The sequence below is a fragment of the Candidatus Dechloromonas phosphoritropha genome (assembly GCA_016722705.1).
Lineage (GTDB): Bacteria > Pseudomonadota > Gammaproteobacteria > Burkholderiales > Rhodocyclaceae > Azonexus > Azonexus phosphoritrophus.
The window spans coordinates 625777-643731 of the sequence record JADKGN010000004.1 but is presented as its reverse complement, the minus strand read 5'-3'; the positions used below and the strand labels follow the sequence as shown (position 1 = coordinate 643731).

Genomic DNA, 17955 nt, shown 5'->3' with positions numbered 1-17955 from the left:
ATCGTCGTTCTGGGGCGGCTGGCCGACCCCTACGGGATGCGGGGCTGGCTCAGGTTATACCCCTTTGCCGACGATCCTCTGGCTTGGGGCGGAATGCCGGTCTGGTGGGTCGGTACCGAAGGCGGGGCGTGGCGCGAGTTTGGACTGAAGTCCTTGAAGGCGCACGGTGAAGGTCTGGTGGTCCTGCTTGACGGCGTTCCCGACCGCACGGCTGCCGAGACGATGAAGGGTCTTCTGGTCGGGGCGCCGCGCGCTGTGTTGCCGAAGACCGAGGAGGACGAGTACTACTGGGTCGATCTGGTCGGCCTTGAGGTCATCAATACCGCAGGCGAACGACTTGGCAAGGTTGCGGGGTTGATTGAAACGGGGGCAAACGCGGTGTTGCGCGTGGTTGCGGACAACGATGCCGAGCGCCTGTTGCCGTTTGTCTCGGCGGTGGTGCTGGCGGTGGAGAAGGAAGCGGAACGGATCCGCGTGGAGTGGGACAGCGACTGGTGATCCGGTTCGACTGCATTACGATCTTCCCGGAGATGTTTTCCGCAGTGACGCAGAGCGGCATTACCCGCCGGGCGCTGGAAGAGCGGCGCTGGGACTGGCAAGGCTGGAATCCGAGGGATTTTGCCGAGAATGCGTGGGGTCGGGTCGATGATCGCCCCTTCGGTGGCGGGCCGGGCATGGTCATGCAGCCGGGACCGCTTGAAAAAGCGATAGCGGCGGCGAAGGCGCGGCAGCGTGAAGCGGGCCTGGGCAGCAATCGGGTGATATGCCTGTCGCCGCAGGGTGCGCCGCTGACCCATGAAAGAGTGATGCGACTGGCGACGGGTGACGAGGGGCTGATCCTTCTTTGCGGTCGTTACGAAGGAATCGACGAGCGTCTGATCGAGCACTACGTCGATGAGGAAATTTCGATTGGGGATTTTGTTGTTTCCGGCGGCGAGTTGCCGGCAATGGTCTTGATCGATGCCGTTGTCCGCCAGTTGCCGGGAGTATTGGGTGATGCCGCTTCGGCGGTGGAGGATTCGTTTGTATCGGGTCTGCTGGATTGTCCGCACTACACGCGGCCCGAAGTTTACGAAGGTCGGGCAGTCCCGGAAGTATTGGTTTCGGGCGACCACAAGAGAATTCGTCGCTGGCGACTGAAGCAGTCGCTGGCGCGAACCCGGAAGCGCCGGCCGGATTTGCTGGCGAACCGCGGGTTGACCGCGGAAGAAGCGCAACTCCTCACGGAAATCGTCGGAGAGGAGCTATGCGGTGAGTAGATGTTCATAATTTTCAAGGATCTCACATGAACCTGATTCAACAACTGGAACAAGAAGAAATCGCCCGACTGGGCAAGACCATTCCTGAATTCGCGCCGGGCGACACCGTCGTCGTTCAGGTCAAGGTCAAGGAAGGGACTCGCGAGCGTCTCCAGGCCTACGAAGGTGTCGTCATCGCCAAGCGTAACCGTGGTCTGAACTCTTCCTTCATCGTCCGCAAGATTTCGTCCGGCGAAGGCGTCGAACGTACCTTCCAGACCCACTCGCCGCTGGTTGCGGCGATTGAAGTCAAGCGTCGCGGCGATGTTCGTCGCGCCAAGCTCTACTACCTGCGTGAGCGTTCCGGCAAGTCGGCACGCATCAAGGAAAAGTTGGTCCGCAAGGCCCCCAAGACGGCGGCCTGAGCGGTTTTCTGCAGAAACGACAAACGGGGCGCTGTGGCGCCCCGTTTGTCGTTTCTTCCTTCCGGTTTCTAGCCGGAAATGCGTGTCGACCGCAGCAGGCGCTCCTTAGCCGAGTGCCTTGTCCTTCTCGATCAGCGCATAGGCTGAATGGTTGTGGATCGACTCGAAATTCTCCGACTCGACGATGTAGGCGTCGATGCGTCCTTCCCCGTTGAGTCTCGCGGCAACGTCGCGGACCATGTCTTCGACAAATTTCGGGTTGTCATAGGCGCGTTCGGTGACGAATTTCTCATCGGGGCGCTTGAGCAGGCCGAACAGTTCGCAGGACGCTTCGGCCTCGACCAGTTGCACGAGTTCCTCGATCCACACGAAATCGTTGGTGCGGGCGGTGACGGTGACGTGCGAGCGCTGGTTATGCGCGCCATATTCGGAAATCTTCTTGGAGCAGGGGCAGAGGCTGGTCACCGGCACGACAACCTTGACCGAAGTCGCGATCTCGCCGTGGCAGATGTCGCCGATGAAGGTGACGTCGTAATCCATCAGACTGTTAACGCCGGAAACCGGGGCGGTCTTGTTGATGAAGTAGGGGAAGTTCATCTCAATGTGACCGGTTTCGGCTTCCAGCTTGGCGACCATATCGCGCAGCATGACCGGGAAGCTCTCGACCGAAATCTCGCGTTCGTGGCTGTTGAGAATCTCCACGAAGCGTGACATGTGGGTGCCCTTGAAGTTGTGCGGCAGCCCGACGTACATGTTGAAGACAGCGATCGTGTGCTGGCTGCCGGCTGACTTGTCCTGGACCATGACCGGGTGGCGGATGGCCTTGATGCCGACCTTGTTGATCGCAATCTGGCGCGTGTCGGCCGAACTCTGGACATCCGGGATGTTTGGGGTGGGCATGCTCATCATTGTTCTTCGATTGGTTATCGTGGCCGGTTTCGCTCGTGAACCGCTCGAACGATCCCTGCCTTGTCGAGGCCGAGGTCGGCAAGAAGCTGTTTCTGCTCGCCATGGCCGATGAATCGGTCGGGCAGACCAAGCCTGATCAGGGGTACTTGAAGCCCACGTTCACGGAGGAGGCGTTCGACCTCGGAGCCAGCGCCACCGATCACCGTGTTCTCTTCGATGCTGACCAGCAGTGAATGGTTCCCCGCCAGTTCCACAATGAGTCCGGCATCGATTGGCTTGACGAAGCGCATGTTTACCACCGTGGCGTCGAGTTCCTCGCCGGCGGTGCGCGCCGCCGCTAGCAGACTGCCAAAGGCGAGCAGGGCAACCCCCTTGCCGTGACGGACAATTTCACCCTTGCCGAGTGGGAGCGTGTCGAGGTTCTCAGACGGAACCGTGCCGGTGCCACCACCGCGCGGGTAGCGGACCATGCTCGGGCAATCTAGTGCATAAGCGGTGGACAGCATTGCGCGGCATTCCGCTTCGTCGGCCGGCGTCATGACGACCAGGTTGGGGATGCAGGTGACGAAGGAGAGGTCGAAGGTGCCGTGGTGCGTCGGGCCGTCGGCGCCGACCAGACCGCCGCGGTCGACCGCGAAAACGACCGGCAGATTCTGCAGCGCGACGTCGTGGATCAACTGGTCATAGGCGCGCTGCAGGAAACTCGAGTAGATGGCGACGACCGGTTTCAACCCCTCGCAGGCCAGGCCGGCGGCGAAAGTTACCGCATGCTGCTCGGCGATGCCGACATCGAAGTAGCGATCGGGGTATTCGCCGGAGAAACGCAACAGCCCGGACCCTTCGCGCATGGCCGGGGTAATGCCGACGAGGCGCGAATCGGCCCTGGCCATGTCGCACAGCCAGTCGCCGAAAACCTGGGTATAGGTCAGCTTGCCCGGACCCGTGGGGGGCTTGATTCCTTCTTCAGGCGCGAATTTGGCAACACCGTGGTAAAGAATAGGGTCGGCCTCGGCCAGCCTGTAGCCTTGGCCTTTCTTGGTGATGACGTGAAGGAACTTCGGCCCTTTCAGCTTGCGCAGGTTTTCCAGCGTCGGGATCAGCACATCGAGGTCATGGCCATCGATCGGGCCGTAGTAGTGAAATCCGAATTCCTCGAAAAGCGTGCCGGGCGCGATCATGCCCTTGACGTGCTCCTCGGCGCGCCGGACCAGTTCGAGCAGTGGCGGCGCTAGTTCGAGCATGTGGCGGGCGCCCTCGCGGGCGGCGTTGAAGGTCGTTCCCGACATCAGGCGGGTCAGGATGTTGTTCAGCGCGCCGACCGGTGGCGAGATCGACATCTCGTTGTCATTTAGGATGACCAGCATGTCGGCATCGGCGACACCGGCATTGTTGAGCGCCTCAAACGCAATCCCGGCTGACATCGCTCCGTCACCGATGATGGCGATGGCCTTGCGGGTCTCGCCCTTGTGCTTGGCGGCCAGTGCCATGCCGAGGGCGGCCGAGATGGAAGTCGACGAGTGACCGACACCAAAAGTGTCATAGCGGCTCTCGCTGCGCTTGGGGAATCCGGAAACGCCGCCCTGCATGCGCAGTGCGCCCATACCCTGGCGTCGCCCGGTCAGGATCTTGTGCGCATAGCACTGGTGGCCGACGTCCCAGACGAGCCTGTCTTCTGGTGTCTTGAAGACGAAGTGCAGGGCGATGGTAAGTTCGACGGTACCCAGGTTGGAAGAAAGATGGCCGCCGGTCTGTGATACCGAGTCGATCAGGAAGGCGCGCAGTTCGGTCGCCAGTTGCTGCAGCTGCTTGCGCTCCAGGCGGCGTAGGTCGGCCGGGCTGTTGATGGTTTCAAGTAGGGAGAGTGCGCTCATTTCAGGACTCAGAATTGCCGGTGGCAGATGAAATCTGCCAGTTGGGTCAGGCGGCGGGCGCGCTGGCCGAAGATGGACAGGGCCCCGATGGCATCGCCGCGCAGTTCTTCCGCGTAAGCGCGGGCGTTTTCGAGGCCGAGCAGCCTGACATAGGTCGGCTTCTCGGCGGCCTTATCCTTGCCGGCAGTCTTGCCCAGCGTGGCGGTGCTCGCCGTGCAGTCGAGAATGTCGTCAACCACCTGGAACATGAGGCCGATGCGCTTGGCGAAGCGCTCAAGGTTGCCGCGTTCGTCGACGGCAAGTGCCCGCCCGCCCAGGGCGCCGAGCAGAACGGCAGCACGGATCAAGGCGCCGGTCTTGAGCGCGTGCATCAGTTCCAGTTGCGGCTGATCAAGTTCTAGGCCAACCGCCGCCAGGTCGATGGCCTGGCCGCCGGCCATGCCGCGCGAGCCGCTGGCGCGGGCGAGCAGGGCGACCATTTCGAGCTGGCGCGCCGGCTTGGTATCGGGCTCGTTGGCGAGTATCTCGAAGGCCAGGGTTTGCAGGCTGTCGCCGACGAGCAGGGCGGTTGCCTCGTCGAACTCGACGTGACAGGTCGGGCGGCCGCGCCGCAGCACGTCGTTGTCCATGCACGGGAGGTCGTCATGCACCAGCGAATAGGCATGGATCAGCTCGACGGCGCAGGCAATGCGGTCGAGCTTGTCCGGGGTGGCGCCGGTCAGTTCGCCGGCCGCGCAGACGAGCAGCGGGCGGATACGCTTGCCGCCGCCGAGCGTGGCATAGCGCATGGCGTCGTGGAGGCGGGCGGGGATTCCGTCGGCAACCGGGAGGAAATGGCTCAGCGCCAATTCGACACGGGCCTGCGTGGCCGCCATCCAGTCCGTAAGGGCAAGGGTACTCACCGATCCTCCAGACTGTCGGGGTCGACGTCCTTGAGTTGGCCATTTTCAAAGATGCGAACTTGCTGCTCGGCGTCGGCCAGTTGGCCCTGGCAGTACTTCATCAGATCCATTCCACGACGATAGGCCGCAATCGAGGCTTCAAGCTCAAGCTTGCCGTCTTCCATGCCGTGGACGATGGCTTCGAGCTCGGCGAGGGCAGCCTCGAATTTCATGTCTGTGATGGGGAGGTGATCCATGGCAACCGGGTTCCGGGAAACACGCAAAAATACTCCATGAGAGGGCTTAAGGTCAAACCGGGGGGAGCGGAATCGCCTTTCTGGCTCTGCTGCGGGTATTGAATGTCCGCCGTGGCAACCTGATCTGGGTCAGGCATTTCCCGCGGAGTCCAGCCCTTGACCTGGACTGGGCGAAGCAGGCAAGCTGAAATGCCCTGTTCTTCAAGCACCCGCGCTCGGCCATGTCGGGACGTGCGAGTGCTCCCACAACAGGACGTCGCTGACATCAACCGCGGGATGATGCAGACCAGCGTCGAGGTTGTTACCGCAATGCACGAGTTGCTGCGGTAAAATCCGCCGCCTTTTCCATTTTCGGGTCGCCCACGAATGCAATCCCTCTGGATGCTGGTCGCCAGCCTTCTTTTTGCCAGCATGGGGGTTTGTGTCAAGCTGGCCGCGGAGACGCATTCGGCGGTCGAGATCACCTTTTACCGCAGCTTCGTCTCGCTGCTCCTCATGTTCGGGCTGGTGCGCCTGCGCGGGGTGCGCCTGGCGACACCGGAATGGCGCTGGCAGATCAGCCGTGGTTTCGTCGGGTTCTCGGCGCTGTTCGCCTATTTCCATGCGATTGCCCTGCTGCCGCTGGCGACAGCGGTGACGCTCAATTACACGTCGGCGATTTTCCTCGCCATCTACCTGGCCCTGACCGGTATGCGCCTGCGCGTCGGAATGCTCGGCGCGCTGTTGGTCGGTCTCGCCGGGGTGGCGCTGCTGCTCAAGCCGAGCCTGCATGCCGATCAACTCACCGCGGGCCTGATCGGTCTCGGCTCCGGGGTGCTCGCCGGCATGGCATATTTCAGCGTGCGCGAACTGGGCGCCCGCGGCGAACCCGAGGTGCGCACGGTTTTCTATTTTTCGCTCGTTTCCTCGTGTTGTGCCGCGCTCTGGCTGCTGTTCAGTGACCTGCATGCGGTCGACCCGCGCAGTGGCTTGATTCTGCTCGGCGTCGCCATCTTCGCGACGCTCGCCCAACTGGCCATGACGCGGGCCTACACGCGCGGCAAGACGCTGCTTTCGGCGGCGCTGGCCTACAGCACGGTGATATTTTCCAGCCTGGCGGGCGTGCTCTTCTGGGGTGAGGTGCTGCACGCTACATCCTGGCTCGCCATCGCCCTGATCATCCTCTCGGGAATTGCGGCGACGCATTTTTCCCGCGCCAGCCCCAGCGAACAGGATTAAACTGGCAACAAACAACTTCGGAGATCTGCAATGATTGTCGTCGACCAAAAACCTCAGCGCGTCAGCGTTTCCGTCTTCGGCGAATTCACGCTGGCCGACTACAAGGAGTTTGAGGAGGTCGTCAATTTCAAGGTCAGGTTCGAAGGGCCAGTCGACCTCTATTTCGACCTCAGCCAGATGGCCGACCTGACCATCGATGTCGCGTGGGAGGAGATCAAGTTCTCGCGGGCCCATCCCGACGACTTCAAGCGGGTTGCGGTGGTCACCGACAGTCAGTGGGTCACCTGGAGTGCGTGGCTGTCGCAGACCTTCGTCAGTGCCGATGTCGAGGTCTTCGACAATGCCGACGAAGCCAATTCCTGGCTGGATTCCGGGCAATGAGCTTCACTACGCTGGTCGATGTCGCCACGCTGGCGGCACATGTCGACGACAAGGGCTGGCGCGTCATCGACGTACGACATCAGTTGTCCGACGCCAGCTACGGTGAGCGCGTGTATGCCGAGAGCCATATTCCGGGGGCAATCTTTCTGCATTGTGACCGCGACCTCTCGGGGCCGCTGAGCGGGAGCAATGGTCGCCATCCCTGGCCCGAGCGCGATCGTCTGACAGCACGTCTGGGAGAGATTGGCATCGGGCCGCAGACCCAGGTTGTCGTCTATGACGACGCGCAGGGCATGATCGCCGGGCGCCTGTGGGTGTTGCTGCGTTGGCTGGGCCATGAACGGGTGGCTTTGCTCGATGGCGGGTTGCAGGCCTGGCAGTCGGCAGGTGGGGCGATGACGGCACGGCCGGCGAGCGTGGCCGCGGTTGCGTTCAAGGCGAACAAGGGAGTCGGGCCGGTAACCGCCGACGACTTGCTGGAGCGCCTTGAGGCGCCCGGCATGTGTCTGGTCGATGCGCGCAGTCCGGACCGTTACAGTGGCGAGAACGAAACCATCGATCCGGTTGCCGGCCACATCCCTGGCGCGGTCAACCGCTTTTTCCATGACAATCTTCAGGCCGACGGACGCTGCAAACCAGCCGCCGATTTGCGCGCCGAATGGCTTGCCGTGCTCGCCGGCACGTCGCCGGAGCAGGTCATTCATCAGTGCGGTTCCGGAGTCTCGGCCTGCCACAACATGCTGGCCATGGAAATCGCCGGTTTACCCGGCTCGCGTCTGTATGCCGGTTCATGGAGCGAATGGTGTGCCGATCCGGGGCGACCGGTTGCGTATTGGATGGGTGAAAGCGGGCCTTTCTCGACAGACATTGTCGCAGGTCAATGCAACGCCCGGAAACCTGCGATAGACTACTAGGCGAGGCAATCCAAGTGAGGAAAGGCGAACCATGTTGACACTGCAAGACTGCATTGAACTGTCCGAACTGACCGAGGAAGAAATTCTCGCCATCTCGGAGCACGAGCACATACCGGAAATGGTGGCCCTCGAGATGGGCAACTATCTCGTTCATACGAAAGCCGGCGAAAAGCGGATCAAGGCGATGATCGTAGACGACATCAAGCATGCGCAGGACACCGGCAATACCGGGCATGCCGTGCTTCTCAAGAGCGTTCTGAAGCACTATCTCGAGCATCACTCCGGCTCTTCCTGAAGGCTGCCTCGGCAGCAGGGTCGGCATGGACAGATTGTTGCATTGTTGCAACTTGGTCGGCGAGATCCAAGATAGCCGCCTACCAAGCTGTCAGGAAGTTGTGACGACGATCAACGTGGTCTGGCGCTCGACAAGGCCGGCACTGCCTCCGGTCGGATAGACGTTGATCGTGCCAGCGCCCAGGCGACGTGTTCGCGTACGATTGGGGAGCGGTGGTCGGCGCGGCTGGCCAACGCCGAACGGGTTTCGGCTGAATCGCCGGCATTGCCCAGCGCTACGGCGATATTGCGCAACCAGCGTTCATGGCCGATGCGGCGGATCGGGTTGCCGGCGAGGCGTTCGTTGAATTCCGTCTCCGTCCAGGAAAAAAGTGCGGCCAGGCGGGCTTCGTCAAGCCCGTGGCGTGGCGCGAATTCGGGGTCGCCGGACTGCGCGAAGCGGTTCCACGGGCAACAGATCTGGCAGTCGTCGCAGCCGTAGATGCGGTTGCCGATCAGCGGCCGGAATTCCTCGGGAATGCTGCCGGCCAGTTCGATGGTCAGGTAGGAAATGCAGCGCCGTGCGTCGACACGATAGGGCGCGGTGATTGCTCGTGTCGGGCAGGTGTCGATGCAGGCGGTGCACGTGCCGCAGTGTTCCTCAACTGGCGCGTCGGGGGCCAACGGCAGGTCGCAGTAGATCTCGCCGAGAAAGCGCCAGGAGCCTTGCTGCGACAGCAGCAGCGTATGCTTGCCGCGCCAGCCGAGACCCGCCTGCTGCGCAAAATGCACTTCCATGACCGGCGCCGAATCCGAAAAGACTCGATGGCCGAACGGCCCAGCCAGCGCGTCGATGGCATCGGCCAGCCGTCGCAGCCGGTGGCGCACGACCTTGTGGTAGTCGCGGCCCTGCGCATAGCGTGAAATTGCCGCCTGTCCGGGCTCATCGGCGATTTTGCCGTGGGGCAGGTAGTCGACCGCGGCAGAGATCACGGTCACCGTGCCGGCATGGAGCAGTTGGGGGGCAGCGCGCAATTCGGCATGACGCGCCATATAATCCATCTCGCCGTGACAGCCGGCGGCCAGCCAGTCGCGCAGGTGCTCCGCAGCGCCTGTGGCATTGGCCCTCGCGAAGCCAAGCGCAGCGAAACCCAGTTCCTTGCCGGCCTGACGGATAGCTTCCTTTAACGCCGCATCTTCCAGCATGGAGTTCTGATCGTGCATAGCCCCGATGTTAACGCTGTTTTTTCCTTGCCAGACGAGGCAGCAACGCAGCTACTGGGCCAATTGCTGGCGCCAGCGGTGCGGCCAGGAATGGTCATTTTTCTCGAAGGTGACCTTGGCGTCGGGAAAACGACGCTGGTTCGCGCATTGATCCGGGCGCTCGGATATCAGGGGCCGGTGAAAAGTCCGACGTATTCTCTGGTTGAAGTTTACGTGATTTCGAGCTTATACTTATATCACTTTGATTTCTATCGTTTCGAGTTACCAGAGGAGTTTCTCGATGCGGGCTTTGACGAATATTTCAACGACAACACAGTGTGCTTGGTCGAATGGCCGGAGCGGGCTCGAGGCTGCGTGCCAGCGCCCGACCTGCGGCTGCGTCTCGGGCATGCGGATTCCGGACGCGTCCTCGAAGCCGTCGCACAGTCACTGGAAGGGCAGCAATGCATAAGGGCCATCAACACAGCCGCGGGCGACGGCAGCTTCTGCGCTATGCCGGAGCCTCGCTGATCCTTTCCGTATCGTCGCTGGCTGGCGCCGCGGCGAAGCAGGCGTCAGTTCTGTCGGTGCGTATCTGGCCGGCCGCCGATTACACGCGCGTCACGCTCGAGCACAACGCGCCGTTGAAATTCACGCATTTCACGGTCGAGAATCCCGACCGGCTGGTCGTCGATATCGAGGGCGTCGAGCTCAACAGTGTGCTCGACAGTATCTCGCGCAAGGTGGCCACCGACGATCCGTACATCAAGCTGTTGCGGGCCGGGCGCTACAAGCCGGATGTCGTGCGTCTGGTCATGGAACTAAAGGCCAAGGTTACGCCGCAGATTTTCGAAGTCAAGCCGGTCGGCGAATACGGTTATCGACTGGTTCTTGACGTGTACCCGGTGACACCTGTCGATCCGCTGATGTCGCTGGTCGAGGGGCGCAAGGATGCCGTCGAACCGTTGCAACTCGATACCGAGTCCAAGGCTCGTGAGGCGCCGACCCGGAAGGTCGAGACCACACCGGCGCCCGAAGCCCCAGAAATCCAGACGACCCGCAAGTCAGGTAAGTCGATTGTCGACCGGATGGTCATCATCACACTTGATCCCGGGCACGGCGGCGAAGACCCGGGCGCAGTCGGGAGCGGTGGAACTTACGAGAAAACCGTCACGCTGGCCGTCGCCAAGCGTCTCAAGGCGCGTCTTGATGCCGAGCCGAACATGCGCGCCGTGCTGACGCGCGACTCGGATTTCTTCGTGCCCCTGCAGATGCGCGTCCAGAAGGCGCGCCGGTTGCAATCCGACCTCTTCCTGTCGATCCATGCCGATGCCTGGGTCAAGCCCGATGCCCGCGGGTCGTCGGTATTCGTTTTGTCCGAGCGCGGGGCGTCGAGCACGCAGGCCCGCATGCTCGCCCAGCGCGAGAATGATGCCGACTTGGTCGGTGGCGTCAATCTCAGCGCCAAGGATCTGTTCCTGGCCCGCACGCTGCTCGATCTGTCGCAGACGGCGACGATCAACGACAGCCTCAAGCTCGGCAAATACCTGCTCGGGGAACTCGGTTCGGTCAATACGCTGCACAAGACTAGCGTCGAGCAGGCCGGCTTCGCGGTCCTCAAGGCACCGGATATTCCTTCGGCCTTGATCGAGACGGCCTTCATCTCCAATCCCGACGAGGAGCGCCGCCTGAATGACGATGCATATCAGAACAAGCTGGCCGATGCCATCGTCCGTGGCGTAAAACAGTACTTCATCAAGCATCCGCCTGGCCCGAAGGCCAAACTCGCCAGTATCGCCTGACGAGCGACCGAAATATCGCTGTCGCTGGCAACTTCCGGAAAAAAGAAGCCCGCACGAGGCGGGCTTAAATCCATCCAGAGGACTGGAGGAGGAGACGAGTTCACTATACACATGGGATTGCTGCGGCGCAACAATTAGTTTGGGTTTACGCTCTTCCGCGTTGCAAAAAGGCGAAAGCCCCTTGAGGGGGCAAGGGGCTTTCAAGGCGGCCAGGTTTCGGGAAGGGAGAGGGGGTAGGCCGCCTAGGCTGAATTACTTCAGCGCATGGCTTCAAGATAGCGGCCTTGCGCCGTTGCTTCAAGTAACGGATTGCAACAGTTTGTGGGCGACGTGTATTGGCAGCGGCGAGGCCGTTCAAGTGAAGTCGAAAATTCGGCATCAGGCCGTTGTGGGAAGGAAACGGCAAGGCCGCTAATCAGTCGTCGGCTGCGGGATGCCGAGGGCTGTTCGGTCGAGTCCCGAGCGCGTCGCGCGCAGGCCAATACAAGTCGCTATAATTGCAGCTTTTTTCGGGCATCAAATGCGGGTAGTTCGTGGTTTTTCGCGCCCGGTTCCAGGGCCGACGGTATTGGCGATCGGCAATTTCGACGGTGTTCACCTCGGGCATGGCGCACTGCTCCGCCGCCTGTGCGATGTCGCATCGCAATCGGCAATGCCTCCGACCGTACTGACCTTCGAGCCGCATCCCCGCGAATTTTTTAGTCCGGCCTCGGCGCCGGCGCGTCTGACCACTTTCCGCGAGAAGATCGAACTGCTTGCCGAGGCGGGTATCGAACAGGCCACGGTCTGCCGCTTCAACGCTTCGTTTGCGGCGCTTTCCGCCGACCAGTTCATCGACAGGGTGCTGGTGCGTGGATTGCGCGTCCAACATTTGATCATCGGCGACGATTTCCGCTTCGGCAAGGCGCGCGCGGGTGATTTTGCGCTGCTGCAACAGGCGGGTGCTCAGCGCGACTTCTCTGTCGAGGCGATGGGCAGTGTCACGGTCGACGGCGAAAGAGTGTCAAGTTCCGGCGTCCGGGCGGCGCTGGCGGCGGGCGATATGGCGCATGCGGCACGCCTGCTTGGCCGGCCTTATGTCATCGACGGCAAGGTGACGCGTGGCCAGCAACTCGGCCGCCAATGGGGCTTCCCGACAGCGAACATTCGCATCAAGCACAATCCGCTGCCGATGAGTGGTGTCTTTGCGGTCGAAGTCGGCGGCCTGGGCGACAAGCCCTTGCCCGGCGTGGCTAATCTTGGTGTTAGGCCGACAGTCGGCGGAACGCGGCCGCTACTCGAAGTGCATCTGTTTGATTTCGAGCGTGACATCTACGGCGCCCATATTTCCGTTCGTTTCGTACATAAACTGCGCAACGAACAACGTTTTCCCAATTTTGACGCCCTCAAGGCGCAGATCGCGGCTGATGCCGTGGCGGCGCGGGCTTTCTTTACGCGGTGAGCATGCAAAATGGCTGATTACAAAGATACCCTGAACCTGCCGGATACCCCGTTCCCGATGCGCGGTGACCTGCCCAAACGCGAGCCGCAATGGGTCGGCCAATGGCAGCGGACCAGGCTTTACCAGCGTATCCGCGAGATCAGCGCTGGCCGCCCGCGCTTCGTGTTGCATGACGGCCCGCCCTATGCCAATGGCGATATTCATATTGGCCATGCCGTAAACAAGATTTTGAAGGACATCATTGTCCGCTCGAAAACGCTGGCTGGTTTCGATGCGCCCTATGTGCCGGGTTGGGATTGCCACGGCCTGCCGATCGAGCATCAGATCGAAAAGCTGCACGGCAAGAACATTCCCGCCGACAAGGTGCGCGAACTGTCGCGGGCCTATGCCGCCGAACAGGTCGAGCGCCAGAAGCAGGATTTCATCCGTCTTGGCGTCCTGGGTGATTGGGACAATCCTTACCTGACCATGAGCTTCAAGGCCGAAGCCGACGAAATGCGGGCGCTCGGCAAGATTCTCGATCAGGGCTACCTGTATCAGGGTTTGAAGCCGGTCAACTGGTGTCTCGATTGCGGTTCGGCGCTGGCCGAAGCCGAGGTCGAATACGAGGACAAGACCTCGCCGGCCATCGACGTCGCTTTCGACGTGCATACGAACCACGCCGACAAACTGGCCACCGCCTTTGGGCTGACTCACCTGCGTGGCCCGGCCTTCGCGGTGATCTGGACGACGACCCCGTGGACGCTGCCCGCCAACGAGGCGGTCAGCGTGCATCCGGAACTGACCTACGACCTGATCGAAACCGAAAAGGGCGCGCTGATCCTGGTCCGTGAACTGGCTGACGCCTGCCTCAAGCGTTACGGGTTGAGTGGCGAAACCGTTGCTTCCTGCCTGGGCAGCAAGCTCGACCAGATCCTGCTCAAGCACCCGTTGCAGGCGCGCGATGTTGCCATCATCTGCGGCACGCATGTTACCACCGAGGCCGGCACCGGTTTGGTGCACACGGCACCAGCACACGGTGCGGACGACTTTACGATCGGCAAGAAATATGGTCTGCCGGTCAACAATCCGGTCGGTAGCGACGGCCGCTTCCTTGCCAACACGCCGGCGCTGTCGGTCGGTGAACTGGCCGGCAAGTCGGTTTGGGAAGCCAATCCGCTGGTGCTGCAGGAACTCGAATGTCGCGGTCGACTGCTAAAAACCGAGAAAATTCAGCACAGCTACCCGCATTGCTGGCGCCACAAAACGCCGATAATCTTTCGCGCTACGACGCAGTGGTTCATCGGCATGGAGCACAAGAAGGACGAAGACGCCTCGACCCTGCGCTGGATCGCCGAGCGTGCCGTCGATGAAACGCAGTTCTTCCCGGCCTGGGGCCGCGCGCGGCTGGAGGCGATGATGCGTACCCGGCCGGACTGGTGCGTATCGCGCCAGCGCAACTGGGGCGTGCCGATTCCCTTCTTCCTGCACAAGGAAACCGCGCTGCCGCATCCGCATACCGCCGAGTTGATCGAGCAGGTCGCGCTGCGCGTCGAGAAGGAGGGTATCGAAGCCTGGTTCAGACTCGATGCCGCCGAACTGCTCGGCGCCGAGGCCGAGCATTACGCCAAGATGAAGGACACGCTCGACGTCTGGTTCGATTCGGGCACCACGCACTGTCACGTGCTGCGTGGCTCGCACGCCGCCGATCTGGCTTATCCGGCTGACATGTATCTTGAAGGCTCCGACCAGCATCGCGGCTGGTTCCAGTCCTCGCTGCTCTCCGGCTGCGCCATCGACGGCCGCGCCCCGTACAAGGCGCTGCTGACGCATGGTTTTGTCGTCGACGGCAAGGGTCACAAGATGTCGAAGTCCAAGGGTAACGTCATCGCGCCGCAGCAGGTGTCCGACAAGATGGGGGCGGAAATCCTGCGCTTGTGGACGGCGTCGACCGATTACTCAGGTGAACTGTCGATTTCCGACGAAATTCTCAAACGCGTTGTCGAAGGCTATCGCCGTATCCGTAACACGCTACGCTTCCTGCTCGCCAATACCGCCGATTTCAACGCAGCCAGCGACATGTTGCCGGTGGATCAATGGCTGGAAATCGACCGCTACGCGCTGGCGCTGACCCGAGAGTTGCAGGAAAACTGTCTGGCCGATTACGACCACTACGAGTTCCACCGCGTCGTCCAGGCGCTGCAAACCTTCTGCTCGGAAGATTTGGGCGGCTTCTACCTCGACATCCTGAAGGACCGCCTGTACACCACAGCGCCCGATTCGCGCGCTCGCCGCTCGGCGCAGTCCGCGCTTTGGCATATCGTGCAGGCCTTCACCAAATTGATGGCGCCGATTCTCTCCTTCACCGCCGAGGAAGTCTGGCAGGTGCTGACCGGCAACGCCAAACAATCGGTGATGTTCGAGACTTGGCACGAACTGCCCAAGCCGGCCGACGAGGGTGACCTGCTGGCCAGGTGGGCGCAGGTACGCGGCGTGCGCGCCGACGTGACCAAGGCGCTGGAAGCACTGCGCGAAGCCGGCAAGATTGGTTCCTCGCTGCAGGCTGAGGTCGAATTGCAGTGTGTTGCCGAAAAATTCGATCTGCTGACTTCGCTTGGTGATGATCTCAAGTTCGTGCTGATCTGCTCCAAGGCCACGCTGAGCAAGGCGGATGCCGATGTGCTCCTGGTACAGCCGTCGACGCACGGCAAATGCGAACGCTGCTGGCATGTGCGTGAAGACGTCGGTACCGACAGCGAACATCCGACCCTGTGTGGCCGCTGTGTCAGCAACCTGTACGGTAGCGGCGAGGCGCGTACGCATGCCTGACGTGCGGCACTGGTTCGGACTGGCCGGGCTGATCGTCGTGCTCGACCAGATCAGCAAGTGGGTTGTGCTCGAAAATATCCGCTTCGGCGAAACCATTTACGTGGCGCCATTCTGGAACTGGGTGCTGACTTACAACCCCGGCGCGGCCTTCAGCTTTCTGGCCGACCAGCCGGGTTGGCAGCGCTGGTTCTTTACCGCGCTGGCTCTGGGCGTTTCCGGCTGGATCGCGCTGGAGCTTAAAAAGAACACCCATAACCGGCTCCTTTCGCTGGCCCTGGCCATGATCATGGGCGGGGCGCTGGGCAATGTGATCGACCGCATTCGCTTCGGTGCGGTCGTCGATTTCATACAGTGGCATGCCGCCGGCTTCTATTGGCCGGCGTTCAATGTGGCCGATTCGGCCATTACGGTTGGCGCAATTTTTCTGGCATTTTCGACGTTGACCGCGACAGACAAGAAAGAAACGCCCCGATGAGCGAAACCGTCCGTTCCGACAGCTACCTGACCCTGCATTACCGGATTTCCAGCCTCGATGGCGAGGAATTTCTCTCAACCTTTGACATGAGCCCGGCTACCTTGCAAATGGGCAGCGGTCAACTCGCGGAAAACCTCGAAAACGTGCTGATCGGCCTGCAGGCGCAGGAGCATTTCGTCTTCCAACTAGAGCCGAACGAAGCCTTCGGCCAGCATAACGAACGCCTCGTCGAGCGCATTGCCCGTAGCGGTCTGCCGGCCGACATGGAACTCAAGGAGAATTCCGTCGTCGAATTCACCGCCCCGAACGGTGGCACCTTCGCCGGCTTCCTGCGCGAGCTCGACGCCACGCATGCGCTCTTCGACTTCAATCACCCGATGGCCGGCAAGACGATCCGCTTCGAAGTGAAAATCATCGGAATCATGTAAATGCAAATCCTCCTCGCCAACCCACGCGGCTTCTGTGCCGGTGTCGAGCGCGCCATCACCATTGTCGAACGCGCGCTGGAAAAGTTCGGCGCGCCGATTTACGTGCGCCACGAGGTCGTGCATAACAAGTTCGTCTGCGACGACCTGCGCGCCAAGGGCGCCGTCTTCATCGAAGATCTCGCCGAAGTGCCGGCCGGCAGCACAGTCATCTTCAGTGCCCACGGGGTTTCGAGGGTGGTCCGCGATGAAGCGGAACAACGCGGCCTCAAGGTTTTCGATGCAACCTGTCCGCTGGTCACCAAGGTACACGTCGAGGTCGCCAAGATGCGCGACCGCGCGCGCGAGGTCGTCATGATCGGCCACAAGGGGCACCCGGAGGTCGAGGGCACGATGGGGCAGAGCCGTGACGGCATGTACCTCGTCGAAACCCCGGAAGACGTCAGGAGCCTCAAGATCGGCACGCCGGACAAACTCTCATTCGTCACCCAGACGACGCTCTCGGTCGACGATGCGTCGGTCGTCATCGGCGCGCTCAGGGAGCAATTCCCCGAGATCCAGGGGCCGAAGAAGGACGACATCTGCTACGCCACGCAGAACCGTCAGGATGCCGTCAAGGCGCTGGCCGAGCAATGCGACCTGGTTATTGTCGTCGGCAGCCCGAACAGTTCCAACTCGCGCCGCCTCAAGGAGGTGGCGATTGCGCGCGGCGTGGACGGCTACCTGATCGACGGCCCCGATGAAATCGAAGCCGGCTGGCTGGTGGGGAAGCGAAAAATCGGTGTCACCGCCGGCGCATCGGCCCCGGAAATTCTGGTCAAAAGGGTGGTCGACCGCATCAGTCTGCTGACCGGAGCCCAAATATCGCAGGCGATTGGGGTCGAAGAGAACGTTTCATTTCCGTTGCCGAAAGAACTCGCCTCGCTCGGCGGATGACAGGCAGAAGAAAAATAGCACTGACACACGTTCTTCGTGCTTTTTCGTATTTTTTATGCTGGCACCTTGCCTTTCTCGAGTTCGGCCGGGTTGGCGACTGATATCAGTGGTCCCTGGCAGAAAAAACCTGCCGATGGCAATTGATCTGCAACGAACTGTGTAAAGGAGATACCCTGTCGGGCGCCAGGCGGTTTTGCGTTGCGCTTGACCTACGGCGGGAAGTTCATATCGCCATTAATCATTGTAGAGCGGGCAGTTACCCCGTATCAGGAATTGTTCAGAGGGGTGCTCTGTTCGTAGACTCAGGTTGAAGGCAGCAGCGGTAGTGCCTGACCGGGGCGATATTCTGCGCATTCGTCGGAGCTCGCCAAGGACAGATCCGGGGGCAACCGCGGATGATGGGGGAGATATTGTCGCAACGGTGGCGTTGTATTTCCTGCCCGCAGTTACTCATTGGTAGCTAACGCGTCAAATCCATCCCCCGCGCGGCGAATCATA

The 17955-nt window shown here is 61.4% G+C and carries 20 protein-coding genes; 15 read left to right on the top strand and 5 right to left on the bottom strand.

The window, feature by feature from the left end; translation table 11 throughout:
* Genes rimM through rplS form a run of 3 tightly spaced genes read left to right on the top strand, consistent with a single transcriptional unit; the run spans position 1 to position 1663 of the window.
* Positions 1-498, top strand: coding sequence for a ribosome maturation factor RimM (rimM, locus tag IPP03_08695; GenBank protein ID MBL0352723.1), 498 nt, complete (start codon positions 1-3; stop codon positions 496-498).
* Entirely contained in the window at positions 498-1259 is a 762-nt protein-coding gene (gene trmD / locus IPP03_08690; GenBank protein ID MBL0352722.1) for a tRNA (guanosine(37)-N1)-methyltransferase TrmD, read from the top strand. The genes rimM and trmD overlap by 1 nt, the downstream gene beginning before the upstream one ends.
* A gap of 26 nt (positions 1260-1285) precedes the next feature.
* Positions 1286-1663 (top strand): 50S ribosomal protein L19, encoded by a 378-nt coding sequence (gene rplS, locus IPP03_08685; protein ID MBL0352721.1) that lies wholly within the window; start codon positions 1286-1288, stop codon positions 1661-1663.
* 105 nt (positions 1664-1768) lie between these two features.
* On the opposite strand, the gene IPP03_08680 is transcribed toward rplS, so the two are convergent.
* Genes IPP03_08680 through IPP03_08665 form a run of 4 tightly spaced genes read right to left on the bottom strand, consistent with a single transcriptional unit; the run spans position 1769 to position 5581 of the window.
* Positions 1769-2569 carry a GTP cyclohydrolase I FolE2 gene (locus IPP03_08680; GenBank protein ID MBL0352720.1) on the bottom strand — a complete coding sequence of 267 codons (801 nt, stop codon included), beginning with the start codon at positions 2567-2569 and terminating at the stop codon, positions 1769-1771.
* A gap of 17 nt (positions 2570-2586) precedes the next feature.
* Positions 2587-4443 carry a 1-deoxy-D-xylulose-5-phosphate synthase gene (gene dxs, locus IPP03_08675; GenBank protein MBL0352719.1) on the bottom strand — a complete coding sequence of 619 codons (1857 nt, stop codon included), beginning with the start codon at positions 4441-4443 and terminating at the stop codon, positions 2587-2589.
* A gap of 8 nt (positions 4444-4451) precedes the next feature.
* Positions 4452-5318: a polyprenyl synthetase family protein gene (locus IPP03_08670; GenBank protein ID MBL0352718.1), complete on the bottom strand. Its 867-nt coding sequence runs from the start codon at positions 5316-5318 to the stop codon at positions 4452-4454.
* Positions 5319-5341: 23 nt separating this feature from the next.
* Entirely contained in the window at positions 5342-5581 is a 240-nt protein-coding gene (locus IPP03_08665; protein MBL0352717.1) for an exodeoxyribonuclease VII small subunit, read from the bottom strand.
* Between the two features lie 189 nt (positions 5582-5770).
* Between IPP03_08665 and IPP03_08660 the strand changes: the two genes are divergently transcribed.
* The 5 genes from IPP03_08660 to IPP03_08640 are packed head-to-tail and all read left to right on the top strand — an operon-like array spanning position 5771 to position 8389.
* Positions 5771-5911 (top strand): hypothetical protein, encoded by a 141-nt coding sequence (locus tag IPP03_08660; GenBank protein ID MBL0352716.1) that lies wholly within the window; start codon positions 5771-5773, stop codon positions 5909-5911.
* Positions 5912-5947: 36 nt separating this feature from the next.
* The gene (locus IPP03_08655) at positions 5948-6799 is read left to right on the top strand and encodes a DMT family transporter (GenBank protein ID MBL0352715.1); all 852 of its coding nucleotides are present in this window, start codon (positions 5948-5950) and stop codon (positions 6797-6799) included.
* A gap of 30 nt (positions 6800-6829) precedes the next feature.
* The gene (locus IPP03_08650) at positions 6830-7180 is read left to right on the top strand and encodes an STAS/SEC14 domain-containing protein (protein ID MBL0352714.1); all 351 of its coding nucleotides are present in this window, start codon (positions 6830-6832) and stop codon (positions 7178-7180) included.
* The gene (locus IPP03_08645; GenBank protein MBL0352713.1) at positions 7177-8094 is read left to right on the top strand and encodes a sulfurtransferase; all 918 of its coding nucleotides are present in this window, start codon (positions 7177-7179) and stop codon (positions 8092-8094) included. Before IPP03_08650 ends, IPP03_08645 begins: the two co-directional genes overlap by 4 nt.
* 31 nt (positions 8095-8125) lie before the next feature.
* Positions 8126-8389: a hypothetical protein gene (locus tag IPP03_08640; GenBank protein MBL0352712.1), complete on the top strand. Its 264-nt coding sequence runs from the start codon at positions 8126-8128 to the stop codon at positions 8387-8389.
* Positions 8390-8499: 110 nt separating this feature from the next.
* Here IPP03_08640 and queG read toward each other — a convergent pair whose 3' ends face one another.
* The gene (queG, locus tag IPP03_08635) at positions 8500-9591 is read right to left on the bottom strand and encodes a tRNA epoxyqueuosine(34) reductase QueG (protein ID MBL0352711.1); all 1092 of its coding nucleotides are present in this window, start codon (positions 9589-9591) and stop codon (positions 8500-8502) included.
* On the opposite strand from queG, the gene tsaE reads away from it, so the two are divergent.
* The 7 genes from tsaE (at position 9586) to ispH (ending at position 17457) form a co-directional block, all read left to right on the top strand.
* Positions 9586-10101 (top strand): tRNA (adenosine(37)-N6)-threonylcarbamoyltransferase complex ATPase subunit type 1 TsaE, encoded by a 516-nt coding sequence (gene tsaE / locus IPP03_08630; protein ID MBL0352710.1) that lies wholly within the window; start codon positions 9586-9588, stop codon positions 10099-10101. The genes queG and tsaE overlap by 6 nt on opposite strands.
* A complete protein-coding gene (locus IPP03_08625) occupies positions 10035-11372 on the top strand; it encodes an N-acetylmuramoyl-L-alanine amidase (protein MBL0352709.1) in 1338 nt (445 codons plus the stop codon). Before tsaE ends, IPP03_08625 begins: the two co-directional genes overlap by 67 nt.
* A 520-nt stretch (positions 11373-11892) precedes the next feature.
* Positions 11893-12813, top strand: coding sequence for a bifunctional riboflavin kinase/FAD synthetase (locus IPP03_08620; protein MBL0352708.1), 921 nt, complete (start codon positions 11893-11895; stop codon positions 12811-12813).
* 9 nt (positions 12814-12822) lie between these two features.
* Positions 12823-15621 carry an isoleucine--tRNA ligase gene (gene ileS / locus IPP03_08615; GenBank protein ID MBL0352707.1) on the top strand — a complete coding sequence of 933 codons (2799 nt, stop codon included), beginning with the start codon at positions 12823-12825 and terminating at the stop codon, positions 15619-15621.
* Positions 15614-16096, top strand: a complete 483-nt coding sequence (locus tag IPP03_08610) for a lipoprotein signal peptidase (protein ID MBL0352706.1) — start codon at positions 15614-15616, stop codon at positions 16094-16096. Before ileS ends, IPP03_08610 begins: the two co-directional genes overlap by 8 nt.
* Entirely contained in the window at positions 16093-16524 is a 432-nt protein-coding gene (locus IPP03_08605) for an FKBP-type peptidyl-prolyl cis-trans isomerase (protein ID MBL0352705.1), read from the top strand. Before IPP03_08610 ends, IPP03_08605 begins: the two co-directional genes overlap by 4 nt.
* Complete coding sequence (ispH, locus tag IPP03_08600) at positions 16525-17457, top strand: 4-hydroxy-3-methylbut-2-enyl diphosphate reductase (protein MBL0352704.1); 933 nt, start codon at positions 16525-16527, stop codon at positions 17455-17457.
* Positions 17458-17955 lie beyond the last annotated feature (498 nt).

Coding starts and splice junctions, on each gene's coding strand:
- IPP03_08610 (MBL0352706.1), top strand. CDS start 15,614: ATGCCTGACGTGCGGCACTGGTTCGGACTGGCCGGGCTGATCGTCGTG.
- IPP03_08660 (MBL0352716.1), top strand. CDS start 5,771: ATGCCCTGTTCTTCAAGCACCCGCGCTCGGCCATGTCGGGACGTGCGA.
- ispH (MBL0352704.1), top strand. CDS start 16,525: ATGCAAATCCTCCTCGCCAACCCACGCGGCTTCTGTGCCGGTGTCGAG.
- IPP03_08625 (MBL0352709.1), top strand. CDS start 10,035: ATGCATAAGGGCCATCAACACAGCCGCGGGCGACGGCAGCTTCTGCGC.
- IPP03_08620 (MBL0352708.1), top strand. CDS start 11,893: ATGCGGGTAGTTCGTGGTTTTTCGCGCCCGGTTCCAGGGCCGACGGTA.
- IPP03_08680 (MBL0352720.1), bottom strand. CDS start 2,569: ATGAGCATGCCCACCCCAAACATCCCGGATGTCCAGAGTTCGGCCGAC.
- IPP03_08645 (MBL0352713.1), top strand. CDS start 7,177: ATGAGCTTCACTACGCTGGTCGATGTCGCCACGCTGGCGGCACATGTC.
- IPP03_08670 (MBL0352718.1), bottom strand. CDS start 5,318: ATGGCGGCCACGCAGGCCCGTGTCGAATTGGCGCTGAGCCATTTCCTC.
- queG (MBL0352711.1), bottom strand. CDS start 9,591: ATGCACGATCAGAACTCCATGCTGGAAGATGCGGCGTTAAAGGAAGCT.
- IPP03_08665 (MBL0352717.1), bottom strand. CDS start 5,581: ATGGATCACCTCCCCATCACAGACATGAAATTCGAGGCTGCCCTCGCC.
- IPP03_08605 (MBL0352705.1), top strand. CDS start 16,093: ATGAGCGAAACCGTCCGTTCCGACAGCTACCTGACCCTGCATTACCGG.
- rplS (MBL0352721.1), top strand. CDS start 1,286: ATGAACCTGATTCAACAACTGGAACAAGAAGAAATCGCCCGACTGGGC.
- IPP03_08655 (MBL0352715.1), top strand. CDS start 5,948: ATGCAATCCCTCTGGATGCTGGTCGCCAGCCTTCTTTTTGCCAGCATG.
- ileS (MBL0352707.1), top strand. CDS start 12,823: ATGGCTGATTACAAAGATACCCTGAACCTGCCGGATACCCCGTTCCCG.
- IPP03_08650 (MBL0352714.1), top strand. CDS start 6,830: ATGATTGTCGTCGACCAAAAACCTCAGCGCGTCAGCGTTTCCGTCTTC.
- dxs (MBL0352719.1), bottom strand. CDS start 4,443: ATGAGCGCACTCTCCCTACTTGAAACCATCAACAGCCCGGCCGACCTA.
- IPP03_08640 (MBL0352712.1), top strand. CDS start 8,126: ATGTTGACACTGCAAGACTGCATTGAACTGTCCGAACTGACCGAGGAA.